The organism is Lysobacter oryzae DSM 21044 (assembly GCF_059568595.1).
The window spans coordinates 623,360-635,292 of the sequence record NZ_JCANTQ010000008.1; the positions used below are offsets into that span (position 1 = coordinate 623,360).

Genomic DNA, 11,933 nt, shown 5'->3' on the forward strand with positions numbered 1-11,933 from the left:
GCATGGACGCCATCGTAGCGACGCTGGGCCGCACCGACCGCGCTCGCCAATCGCGCCATCCTGTTAGAGGACCTGCCGGGGAACCCGCGTGGCCGCGTTCATCGCCCATCTGCTGCAACTGGCGTACCTGATGCTGCCGGCCTACGCCGCCAACATGGCGCCACCGTTCACGCGGTTCTGGACGGGCTGGAATCCGCCGATCCACGTCACCGCACTGGGCAGCCACAAGACCGTGCTCGGCTTCGCGGCGGGCGTGGCCGCCGCCGTGCTGACCACCGGCGTGCAGGCCGCGGTCCGGATCCCATCCCCATTGCTCGATTACTCGCACTGGCCGTGGCTGGGCCTGGGTTTCGGCGTCGGCGCCATGGCCGGCGACTGCCTGAAGAGCTACTGCAAGCGCCGGCGCAGGATCGCCCCGGGCCGGCCATGGATTCCGTTCGACCAGTTGGACTTCGTCGTCGGCGCCCTGCTCGTCGTGGGCCCGTTCGCCGCGCTCGATTTCGGCGACGTGATCCTGATCCTGGCGATCTCGTTCGCCGGCGATCTGGTCGTGAACCGGTTCGCCTACCAGTTCGGAATCAAGACCAGCCCATGGTGACGCCAGGTTCCACCGCCGCGGAGCAATGCACGGGCTTGTCGGATGCCGAGGCCGCGCTGCGCCTCCGGCGCGATGGTCCGAACCTGCTGCCGCAGTCCGACCAGCGCAATGCGTGGCGCATCGTCGCAAGCGTCCTGCGCGAGCCGATGCTGCTGCTCCTGTTGGCGGCGACCAGCGTCTACCTGCTACTGGGCGATCCGCAGGAAGCCGCGGTGCTGGGCGCATCGGTACTGCTGGTGATCGGCCTGACCGTCTACCAGGAGTACAAGTCCGAGCGCGCCCTGCAGGCCCTGCGCGACCTGAGCAGTCCGCGTGCGCGCGTGCGCCGCGAAGGCGAAACCCGGATGGTGGCGGCGCGGGAGGTGGTCGTGGGCGACACGGTGTTCGTCGCCGAAGGCGATCGCGTTCCCGCCGATGCGCGCCTGGTCGACGACAACGACCTGATGCTGGACGAATCGATGCTTACCGGCGAATCGGTGCCGGTACGCCGTTCGACCGGCTCGGGCGCCGCCCGCGACGACGACGTGATCCGGGCCAGCACGCTGGTCGTCCGCGGCCACGCCACGGCGCAGGTCGTTGCGATCGGCGCCGGGACCGCCGTGGGCAGGATCGGCACCGCGCTGCGCACGCTGCGCTCGCCGCCGACGCCGATGCAACGCGAGATCCGGCGCGCGGTCATCCTGTTCGCGGTCCTCGGCGTGGGCACGAGCCTGCTGGTGACGCTGCTGTACGCCGCCCTGCGCGGCGACTGGCTGCAGAGCGTGCTTGCCGGCATCACCCTGGCAATGGCGAACATTCCCGAAGAGTTTCCGGTGGTGCTGGCGGTATTCCTCGCGCTGGGGGCATGGCGCATGGCCCGGCATCGCGCGCTGGTGCGCCGCCCGCCGGCGATCGAGGCACTGGGTTCGGTGACAGTGCTGTGCACCGACAAGACCGGGACACTGACGGAGAACCGGATGTCGCTGGTCGAACTGGTGGCCGACGGCGAGCGTGGCACGCCCTCCGCCTCCCTGACGCCGCCATTGCAGGCCCTGCTGTCCTGCGGTGACGCCGCCAGCCCGGACCAGTCCTTCGATCCGATGGAGATCGCGATCAGGACGGCGCTGGCCAACGCCGCGCCGCAAGCCCTCGGCCATGGCACGCGCGTGCACGAATACCCGCTTTCGAGCGAGCTGCTCGCGGCGACCTACGCATGGCGCCCGCCGGATTCCAGCAGCCTGCGCGTCTGCTGCAAGGGCGCGCCCGAAGCGGTGGCCGATCTGTGCGCGCTGCCGCAGGAACAGCGCACGGCCATCCTGCACGAAGTCGAGTCCATGGCGCGGCGCGGCCTGCGCGTCATCGCCGCTGCGCAGGCGCAATGGCCCGACGACCCGGACACGCTGCCGCTGACGGCGCGTGGCTTCGCGTTCGAGTGGCGGGGCCTGCTCGGCCTGGCCGATCCGCTGCGGGATGGGGTTCGCGAGGCGGTGGCAGAAGCGCAGGCCGCCGGCGTGCGGGTGATCATGCTCACCGGCGACCACCGTGAAACCGCCCGCGCCATCGCCACCCAGGCCGGGCTCGCGCGACCGCAGGATGTCGTCCTGGGAAGCGAACTGGAGAACCTCGAAGGCGCTGCGCTGCGCGCACGGGCCGCCGCGACGGATGTGTTCGCACGCGTGAAACCCGAACACAAGCTGCGCCTGGTGGAGGCGCTGAAGCAGGACGGCCAGGTAGTGGCGATGACCGGCGACGGCGTCAACGACGCGCCCGCCCTGGTGGCTGCGCACGTGGGCGTCGCGATGGGCGAACGCGGCACCGATGTCGCCCGCGAGTCGGCGTCGATCGTCCTGCTCGACGACAACTTCGTCACCGTAGTGAAGGCCATCCGCCACGGCCGCACCATCTACGACAACATCGTTCGCGCCGTCCGCTACATCCTGGCCGTGCATGTGCCGATCACCGGCCTCGCGCTGTTGCCGCTGCTGCTGGGTGGTCCGCTGATCCTGTTGCCGCTGCACGTCGTGTTCCTCGAGCTCATCATCGATCCGGCCTCGACGCTCGTGTTCGAACGCGAACCGGCCGCGGACGACGTGATGCGAAGGCCGCCACGCTCGCCTTCGCATCGCCTGCTCGACCTGCGCACCTTGCTGGGCAGCCTCGCGCAGGGACTCGTCGTGTTTGCCATCGTGGCGCTCATCTACCTGCTGGGGCGGGCCCAGGAGCTGCCTGCCCCGCAGCTGGCGGCCCTTTCCTTCATCGCCCTGGTCATGGGCAACCTCGGATTGATCGTGGTCAACCGGGCGGGCGCGGCCAGGCAACGATGGTGGCGGCAACGCAATGCCGCCTTCTGGATCGTCGTGCTGTCCGCCATGGCGATGCTGGCGACCGTGACCTGGTTCGAAGGCCCCGGCCGCTGGTTCCGTTTCGCTCCGCCTCCGGCTGGATTGATGGCGGTGGCGGTACTCACGCCGCTTCTGGCGCTCGTGCTGGTCGAGACAGCGCACGCCGCTCTCAGGCGGCTCCTGCTGCGAAGCTAGCGGCGGCAGACGCCGCCGCGATCTCCCGCTCTTCGTCGACCACGAAACGCCAGGCGCGCACGCGCGCGCCGGCAGGGCTGAGCAGCTCGGCACCCTGCGCGTTGGCTGCATCGTCCAGCGCGACCCCGAGCCAGGCCAGGTATGCCGCGATACGGGCCCTGACCGGCGCGGCATGCGAGCCGATGCCGCCGGAAAAGACCAGGTCGTCGATACCGCCCAGATGCGTGGCCATGGCCGCGATGCCTTGTGCAACGCGCAAGGCGAAGACATCCACTGCGAGCCGTGCGGCCGGCGCGTCCGACGCGAGCAGCTCGCGCATGTCCCCGGACAGGCCGGACAGGCCGCGCAATCCGCATTCGCGGTACAGCGCCTGTTCGAGCGAATCGACCGTGTAACGGCCGCTGCGGAGCAGGAACAGCAACGCACCCGGATCCAGGCTGCCGCTGCGCGTCGCCATCGGCAGGCCTTCCAGCGGCGTCATGGCCATGGTGGTATCGACGCTGCGACCGTCGGACACGGCACACAGGCTCGCGCCGCCTCCCAGGTGCGCGAGCACGACACGCCCTTGCCCGCCGTTGGGACAGGTGGCCGCCAACGCCCGCAGCGCCGACGCGAACGCGAGGCCGTGGAACCCGTAACGACGGATGCCCAGTGCTTCCCAGGCCTGCGGCACCGGCAGGCGGCGCGCGTTCTCCGGCAACCCGCTGTGCCAGGCGGTGTCGAAGACGCCCCGTTGCACGGCTCCGGGCCACCGCCGCGCTGCATCGGCAACCACGGCGAGCGCGGCCGGCTGATGCAACGGCGCCAGGCGCGCCAGGTCCTGCAGGCGCACGACTTCGGGCGCGTCCAGGACGCGTGCGGCGGCCGCGTCGCCGCCGTGCACGATGCGATGGCCCACCTCGCCCGGCGCGCTCTCGAAGCCAAGCCGTTGGGCGACATCCGCAAGCAACGCATCCGCGTTCGCGGGATGCTCCTGCAAGGCGATCTCGACCCGGCCCGCCGCCTGCCCGAAACCCTCACCATCGAAGCGCGCCGCCTTGAGCGTGGCCGAGCCCAGGTTCAGCGCAAGCAGGGATTTCCCGCCCGCCACCGTCACGCGCCGGACTCCCAGAGCACTGCCGGCGCGCCTCGACCGAGCACCGCCGCGTACTCCTCGGAAGTGAGCCACTCGGAGGGCGGATGCCCCAGCAATCCGGCCGCAGCCGCCACCGCATGCGCCCAGGTGCAACGGTTGGCGAACATCAAGCCATCCACGTCCAGCGTGCCGCCGCGATTGCGATAGCCCAATGCCTGGCACAACGCGGGCCCGCCATCCAGCCGGCGCAGTGCACCCAGGTACGGTTCCGCACGCATGTGGGTGACGAACAACCTGGGGCGGCCGGGTGCGAACCAGCGCTGCACGGCTTCGTCGTCGTGCAGCTGTCCGGCTTCGTCCTCGTCGCGCGGCGTGCGGAAGCGGCCCGGCTCGGCCAGGTAGATCAGGTTCGCCGCCACGCCATGTCGTGCGAGGCGTCGCCATGCCCGCTCCGCGGCGTCCAGCTGACAGGCGCCGGTCGCCACCAGGTCGATCCGCGCGCGTTCGTGCTCCTGCAGATGGAGCGCGCCGTCGCGCGCCAGCGCCAGCGCCTGGCTGGCGTCCAGGCGAACCGGCAACTCGCGCTTGGGCACGATGAGCGCGGCGATGCGGCCGCGCTCGGCGTACACCCCGCGCAGCGTCGCCTGCGCGCTGTTGGCGTCCGGCGGGAACGACACCCGCACCACGTCCTGCATCTCGCCCAACAAGGCCTCGGACAAGGTCGGGTCCTGGTGCGACTGCTCGTTCTTGGCGTTCTCCCACGTGTGCGACGTCAGCACCAACGGCACCGACAGCCAACCCGGCGGGCGTCCGGCGCGGCGCAACTGGCGCGCGAAGATCAGCTCCTGGCGGATCGCGCCAAGCATCTTCACGGCAAACGCCTCGTAGGTCACGACGAGGTTGATGCCGCCCTTGTTCGCGAGCGCCGCGCACACCACCGCTTCTTCGTTGAGCGCGGTGATGACCGCGCCGTCGCAGGCTTCGGCGATTCCCGGTTCCGGCTCGTGCACGCGGTGCTTGAGGCGGTCCAGCGTGTGGTCGAGCCGGTTGCTTCGCAGTTCGTCGGGATTGCCGACGCGCGGACGCAGTCCGGGATTCGCCGTCACGGTGGCGACGAAGTACTCGTCGATCCCCGCCATGGGCGCGGCGACCTCACCCGCCGTCCGCCACGCCGGTTCGGGCAATCCGGGCAGTGCCACGTCGCGCGTCGCCAGGGCGTGGTCGCGTTCGCGCGGGCGCTGCTGCGACTCGTGCGTCGACAAGGCCGCGATCGCCTCGCGCAGCTCACGCTCGGGCACATGCAGGCGCGCGCATGCCGCGTTGAACTCGTCGCGTGCGCGGCCATCCTTCGCCGGATTGCCGTTCAACGGCAGGTTGTGCGCGCGGTTGGTGCCGGCGCCGGGAAACCCGTGGCCTTTCGGGGCGTCGGCGATGCCGTAGCGCAGCGGCGCACCCGTGTCGAAGCCGGCCGTGGCATAGGCCTCGATGCGCGTCTGTTGGCGCGTCTCGATGGCATGGATGCCCCACAGGATGCTCGCGGGATCGCGCCCATCCAGGCCGATGGGCTGGAAGCCGTTGAGTTTCAGGTGCGCGTGCAGCCAACGCTCGCCGCCCTGCTGGGCGATCTGGGTGCGCTGCTCGATGCGCCGGCCGTTGAGGATCATGATCGGCACGATGTAGCCGCAGTCCTCCGGTCGCCACCAGCGCGGGGCCCAATCGCTGCCGCGCTGCTCCTCGAACGCGCCATCGCTGAGGAACGTCACCAGTCGCTCGCCACGCAGCGGCGCGTGCGCATAGTGCAATTCGGCGAAGCCGAGATAGCCGCCTTCCTGCAGGCTGCCGGCCGTGTACGCGTTGACATGCGATCCCAGCGGCGAGACCGGATGCCCGTCCGCGCCCACGTCGTAGGCGTAGAAGTCGCCGACGAAGCGCGACAGGCGCGCATCGTCGAGGCCATAGCGCTCGGCGTGGGCCGGGCTCATGTTGCCCGCAAGGAGATTGACGGCGTCGACCGCGGCGACGCAGTGGCCCTGCCCCATCAACCAGCTGCGCGTATGCCCGGTCAGCGCATTGGCAGCGAGGTAGGCGACGTAAGCCGGAACCATGTTCAGGGAGCCGCCGGTGTGCCCTTCCGGATGCGGCTTGAAGTCGGCCGCATCCAGCGCTGCTCCGTCCAGCTTCACGCGCTGCGCGTAGGTCATGTGCACGACCAGCCACAAGCCCGCGCTCGCCAGGCGGTCGGCGGCCATCAGGCGACGGTAGCCCGTCTCCACGTCAGGCAGTGCGCCCTGGGCTTGCAACGCGCGGATCAGCGCATGCATGCGGGTCTGGGTCAGCGCGTCGTGGGATATCACGCCGTAACCGGCAGCCCAAGCCGCGAACGACGCATCGTGCTCACGGCACCGCGCCGCCTCGGCTTCTACGTGGCGCCGCAGCGGCGGGTCCAGTTCGTTGCAGGTACCGCATGCCAGCAGTCTTTCTTCCGGGGTTTGGTCGAAGGTCATTGCACGACCTCGCGCGTGCCGGTGGCCATCCGCTCGGCCACGGCCTGGGCGATCGGAATCGCCAGGCTGATCGCGTTGCTGGCGTGCGCGATGCTGTCGGTACTGACGACCCGCCCGGCGCCGGCGTCCTGCAACACCTGCCACGCATCGCCGGCAAACACGGGATGGATCGCCACGCACACGGCGGGAGGCAGCCCCAGCCGGTGCAGGTGGCCGAGCGTGGCCACCAGGGTCCTTCCCGACGAAACGATGTCGTCGACCAGCACCGGCGTATAGCCGCGAAGATGCTCGGCCCTGGGCAGGCTGACTTCGACATCGCGATCGCCGCGCCGCACCTTGTGCAGCACCTCGTAAGGGGCTCGCACGTCGCGCGCCACGTCGGCGACCCATTGCGAACTCTCGCTGTCGGGGCCTATGAGCAGCGGGCGCGGGACTTCGCGCCGGATCCAGCCGGCGATCGCCGGCGCGGCCGAGACCAGGGTTGCCGGAATTCGGAAGAGGCTATCGAGCGAGTGGATGCGGTGCAGGTGGGGATCCACCGTGACCAGCCAGTCGACAGTCTCGTCCAGGAACCGGGCGAACACGTTCGCGCTGATGGCTTCACCGGCGTGGAAGCGCTTGTCCTGGCGCATGTACGCCAGGTACGGCGCAATCAGCCCGACGCTGCGGGCGCCGAGTTCGCGCGCCGTCTGCGCCGCGAATCGCAGGGGAATGGCCTTCTGGTCCGGTTGCTTGAGGTTGCAGAACAGCACGACGTCCGCGTCCGCGACCTCCTCGCCGATCGCCAGCAGGGACTCGCCATCGGGGAAGTGGCGCCACTCCAGCCGGCCCAGCCGCGCGCCCAGGCGCGAAGCCACGGCCGTTGCCAGCGCAACATCTTCGGGGAACGGCAGCACGATGAGTGACATACCTACTCCGGTTGGATCGACAGGATGTCCGGGTGCGCGTCGGCGAAGTCCAGCGCATAGGCGAGCTCCCCGCGCGACTGGGCATGTACCAGGAACAGCGGCTCGCCGCGGCGGATGCGGTCGCCCACGCGCAATGCGCAGACGACGCCCGCATCCACGTCGTGCGGAGCGCCCGCGAGCTTGGCGACGCGGCCCAGGTGCCGGTTGTTGATGCAGGTGATGCGGCCATCGACTGGCGCGACGTAGGGCGTCGCGAACCGGGCGCGACCCGGCTCGCGGAATCCCCCCTGCGCCGCGCATATCGCCTCGAACTTGCGCAGTGCCTCCCCCGAGCGCAGCGCCTGTTCGGCCTGGATTCGCCCCCTGCCCGGCTCGGCACCCGGAACCAGGTCCAGGACGGCGCCGGCAACGTCCAGCGCCCGCTCCCGCAGATCCATGGGAGCGTCCGGCGTGTTACGCAGTACGGCCAGCACGTCGTGTGCTTCCAGCGCGGGACCGATGCCGCGACCGACGGGCTGGGTCCCATCCGATAGATGGATGCCGATGCGCAGGCCGATCGCATCGCCGACGAATCCCAGCCGGCGCGCGATTCCGTCGGCCGCGGTGTGCGTGCGCACCTTGGCGGTCGGGCCTACCGGGATGTCGATCAGCACGTGCGTGGATCCGGCCGCCGCCTTCTTGGACAGGATGCTGGCGACCATCTGCCCATCGCTGTCGAAATCCAGCGGGCGCTCGACCTGGATCAGCACGTCATCGGCGGGACTCAGGCGCATGGTTCCCCCCGAGGCCAGGCACCCGCCTTCGCTCTCCACCACGCGACGCAGCGTCGCCAGGTCCAGGTCCACGGTCGTCATCGTGGCCATGACGTCGGCCGTGCCCGCCGGCGATGTGATCGCGCGCGAGGACGTCTTGGGAATGCGGTGCCCCAGTGCGGCCACGATCGACACGACGATCGGCGTGGTGCGGTTGCCTGGCAGCCCGCCAACGCAGTGCTTGTCGAGCACCGGCCCGGCGCCCCAATCGATCCGTTCCCCGACAGCAACCATTGCGCGCGTCAGCGCGACCGATTCGTCCAGGTCCATCCGGTCGCCGGCGCACGCGGTCACGAACGCCGCAATTTCTATGTCCGACATCCGCGATGCCAGCACGTCGCGCAGTACGGCCGCGAAGTCGCTCTCGTCGAGCCTGGCACCGAATACCTTCGCCCGCAGGATGCCCGCGGACTCTGGCGGATCGGCATGCGCGAATTCGGCCAACGCGCCCGGCTCCGGCGCGAGCGCCTGCCATGCCGCGTCGGACAGGGCCGCCTCGCCTTCGCCCAGCCAGTCGCCGGTGACCACGTTGAGGGTGGCCACGATCTCGCGCTTCCCGACCGTCACTTTCACGCGCGCCAGCGCCGCAAAGCCTTCGGCGCGACATACCAGGCAGCCTTGGTGGAGGAAGAGCACCGGTTGCCGGTAAGTGTCGATCCCAGCGCGACGCACGGGCAGCCGCGTGCTGCTCGCGTCGGCCGCCACGCTGCTCATGTCGTCTGGCTGATCGGCTCCCATGATTCATGCGCCATGTGAGGACGGTCGCATGTTAAGCCTGATCGCAGGGCCGGACCTTTGATCCCGGTCAATGGCCCGGGCCGATCGCGCCGCATGCGGCATGTTTGACGTGGATCAATGGGGCCGTGCCGGCGCAATGGGATGTTCGCCATACATCCCGCGGGGCACGACCATGATCCAGGATCTGCTGCTTCCAATCACCGATACGTCGGGGGATCCCGAAGCGGTATCGGCGGCGATCGCGCTCGCTGCGGCTTATGGCGCCCACCTGTCGGTAGTGCAGCCGGTGAGCCTGCCGCTGCCAGTGCCGGGTCCGTGGGGCATCACCCCGGACTTCATGCAGAGCGAGATGTACGCGGAATTCCGCGCCACGGCCGCAGCCAAGGCGGCGACGTTGCGCACGCGGCTGGAGAAGGAAGGCATCTCGTGGGAAGTCCGCACCGACGAGACCCTCCTGGTCGAACCTCCCCGCGCGATGGCGCGACAGGCGCGCTATGCCGACCTGAGTGTCATGGCGGCCCCGAAGCAGGGAGCGGACGACCACGTCGTCGCGCGCGCCTTCTTCAGTTCCATGTTGTTCGAATCGGGCAGGCCGGTGCTGGTGATTCCACCCCACCACCCGGTCGAGCTGCCGATACGCCACGTGGTCGTGGCGTGGAAACCTTCGCGCGAGTCGACCCGGGCACTGCATGACGCGCTGCCCCTGCTCGCCAGGGCGACCTCGATCGACGTGGTGACGGTCGAACCCGAGGTGAGCGACGAGCAGCATGGCGAAGACCCGGGCGTGGACATCGCCACGCACCTGGCCCGGCATGACCTGCAGGTCAACGTGGTCAGCCTTCCGCGCTCGGGCCAGACCGTGGCCACCACGCTGCTGCGCCATGCCGCAGCGACCGAAGCCCAGCTATTGGTCGCTGGAGGCTACGGCCACTCGCGCCTGCGCGAATGGGCGCTTGGCGGCACCACGCGCGAACTGCTGCGCGCCATCCACCTTCCCATCCTGTTCTCGCATTGAAACCCGTGCTCACGAAGTCCGAACTGCTCAATCACGCGGGAACCGCGGTGGAACGCACGGCGCGCTCGCTGGCGGACATGAGGGGGCGATTGCACGGGCCATCGGCCGCCTCGCTCGGGCGCCAGCATCGCCTGCTCATCGACGGCGCATTGCTCGACCTGGGCCGGCGGCACGAAATGCTCACCAGCCTCTACCACGCGATGATCGCGGCGCCGGACGAGGACGTGCCGGCATGCTGGCAAAAGTTCTTCGCCTGCTACGACGACTATCTCGAGACCGCACGGGACGTACGGTCGCGCCTGATCCAGGACGAGGGCGACACCACCCACCAGCCCGCAATTCCCCCCGGCCAGCGCAGGAACGGCGGGACCCAATGAAGAAAAGGCGGGACAGGTCGTCCCGCCTTCTTCAGTGACACGAGACCCGGCTCGCGCCGTCGCGACCCTACAGCGCCAGCTCGTGGATCACCTGGCCGGCGTCGTCCGGATCCACCCGCGTGTCGAAGCCGAGGTAAGCAGCCAAGTCCTGCATCCGCACGTTCTCCGCCGAATCGATCGAGACCATGCGGCGGATGCCGCGGGCACGCGCTACCTCGATCAGGTGCCGCATCAGCAGCGTGCCGAGACCCCGGTTCTGCCATTCGTCACCCACCGTCACCGCGCATTCGCAGTTCGTCCCACTCTCATCGGTGCTGTAGCGGCTTACGCCGACGATCCGCTCGTGCCCGTCTTCGGGAATCACTGCCACGAAGGCGACCTCGTGCACGTAGTCGATGTTGGTGAACTGTTCGATGAGGGCCTCGCTGGGGGTCCTGACCTGGCCCAGGAAGCGGTACCGCCGCGCCTCCAGCGACAGTCCCTCGATGAACGCGCGTTCGGCGTCCTTGTCCAACGGCGTGATCGGCCGGATCACCACGTGGCTGTGGTCGCGGAGCGTTTCGGACCAGCGCGGATAGTCGGGACCGGCGGAAGGACGGTGAACCAGTGGCGTGCTGCTCATGAAGGTACTCCGTGGAGAAGGCAGTCCCAGACTAGGACGGGCCTCGCTCCCGACCATTGATCCAGATCAATGGCTGTCGGCCGATCGCGTGACGCCAACCTCTGCGTCCGTGCATGCGCGGACCTATGTGCATCGGCCTCGCTGCCCGCGCAGCATCAGTGGGCGCCGATCGCTGCGGGCAATCCGCCCGCCTCCGTTCCCCCTCCGACCGCTCCGCGCATCAGGTACGCGACGAAGCGTCCCAGGTCGGATCGATGCTCCGGGGGGCTCAGGTGCTTGGCGTCCACGGCCAAGGTTACGACCGGGCGCTGCCGGCTCAGGCGCTGCAGGTCGCCAAACGCCGAGTCCGCACCCTGCCCGCCTTCCGTGCAGAAGAACGCGATCGCCCTCGCCCGCTGGCCGTATTGCTGCGCGAAGGTGCGCACCGGCGCCGCCAGGCGCCTGGCCCAGATCGGACCGCCCAGGACCAGCAGGTCGTAGTCGGCGGGATCGTGCCGGATCGGCTGGATGCGGGTGCGGCGGCGCCATGAGGCGTCCCATAGCGCACGCCACATTCCGCCTGCGCCGTGTCGCGGGTGGACTTCCGTGATCTCCTCGATATCCGCGTCCGTCGCCGCAGCGAGCTCCTCCGCGAGCGCCCGTGTATGGCCGCCCATGGAGAAATAGACGATGAGAATGTTCTTCATGGCGACGCCGCCTCCCGGACGGCGATCCGGCTGCTGGTTCGATCGCATCCAGCGTGGCCTCCCGCGGGCAGCCTCCCGTTGA

Annotated in this window: 10 protein-coding genes; 4 read left to right on the forward strand and 6 right to left on the reverse strand. The window is 69.6% G+C overall.

All coding sequences use genetic code 11. The annotated features are described in order from the left end of the window. Positions 1 to 88: 88 nt before the first annotated feature. Positions 89 to 598 carry a CDP-archaeol synthase gene (locus tag BP05_RS03065; protein ID WP_496360301.1) on the forward strand — a complete coding sequence of 170 codons (510 nt, stop codon included), beginning with the start codon at positions 89 to 91 and terminating at the stop codon, positions 596 to 598. Beyond that, positions 592 to 3,114, forward strand: a complete 2,523-nt coding sequence (locus tag BP05_RS03070; protein WP_496360303.1) for a cation-translocating P-type ATPase — start codon at positions 592 to 594, stop codon at positions 3,112 to 3,114. The genes BP05_RS03065 and BP05_RS03070 overlap by 7 nt, the downstream gene beginning before the upstream one ends. Here BP05_RS03070 and BP05_RS03075 read toward each other — a convergent pair. From BP05_RS03075 to BP05_RS03090, 4 genes are read right to left on the reverse strand one after another with little or no spacing between them, the layout of a single operon-like run. Beyond that, the gene (locus BP05_RS03075) at positions 3,089 to 4,210 is read right to left on the reverse strand and encodes an acetate/propionate family kinase (RefSeq protein WP_496360305.1); all 1,122 of its coding nucleotides are present in this window, start codon (positions 4,208 to 4,210) and stop codon (positions 3,089 to 3,091) included. The genes BP05_RS03070 and BP05_RS03075 overlap by 26 nt on opposite strands. Then, positions 4,207 to 6,693, reverse strand: coding sequence for a phosphoketolase family protein (locus tag BP05_RS03080; protein ID WP_496360307.1), 2,487 nt, complete (start codon positions 6,691 to 6,693; stop codon positions 4,207 to 4,209). Before BP05_RS03080 ends, BP05_RS03075 begins: the two co-directional genes overlap by 4 nt. Beyond that, positions 6,690 to 7,601: a ribose-phosphate pyrophosphokinase gene (locus BP05_RS03085; protein WP_496360309.1), complete on the reverse strand. Its 912-nt coding sequence runs from the start codon at positions 7,599 to 7,601 to the stop codon at positions 6,690 to 6,692. The genes BP05_RS03080 and BP05_RS03085 overlap by 4 nt, the downstream gene beginning before the upstream one ends. 2 nt (positions 7,602 to 7,603) lie before the next feature. Then, positions 7,604 to 9,127, reverse strand: coding sequence for a thymidine phosphorylase family protein (locus BP05_RS03090; RefSeq protein ID WP_496360311.1), 1,524 nt, complete (start codon positions 9,125 to 9,127; stop codon positions 7,604 to 7,606). Between the two features lie 196 nt (positions 9,128 to 9,323). Here BP05_RS03090 and BP05_RS03095 point away from each other — a divergent pair, with 196 nt between their 5' ends. Both BP05_RS03095 and BP05_RS03100 read left to right on the forward strand, forming a co-directional pair. After that, complete coding sequence (locus BP05_RS03095) at positions 9,324 to 10,166, forward strand: universal stress protein (protein ID WP_496360313.1); 843 nt, start codon at positions 9,324 to 9,326, stop codon at positions 10,164 to 10,166. 5 nt (positions 10,167 to 10,171) lie between these two features. Next, positions 10,172 to 10,543, forward strand: a complete 372-nt coding sequence (locus BP05_RS03100; protein WP_496360315.1) for a hypothetical protein — start codon at positions 10,172 to 10,174, stop codon at positions 10,541 to 10,543. 67 nt (positions 10,544 to 10,610) lie between these two features. Here the strand turns inward: BP05_RS03100 and BP05_RS03105 are convergent, their stop codons facing one another. After that, positions 10,611 to 11,165, reverse strand: a complete 555-nt coding sequence (locus BP05_RS03105) for a GNAT family N-acetyltransferase (RefSeq protein WP_496360317.1) — start codon at positions 11,163 to 11,165, stop codon at positions 10,611 to 10,613. Between the two features lie 155 nt (positions 11,166 to 11,320). Next, positions 11,321 to 11,899, reverse strand: coding sequence for a flavodoxin (locus BP05_RS03110; protein WP_496360319.1), 579 nt, complete (start codon positions 11,897 to 11,899; stop codon positions 11,321 to 11,323). Positions 11,900 to 11,933 lie beyond the last annotated feature (34 nt).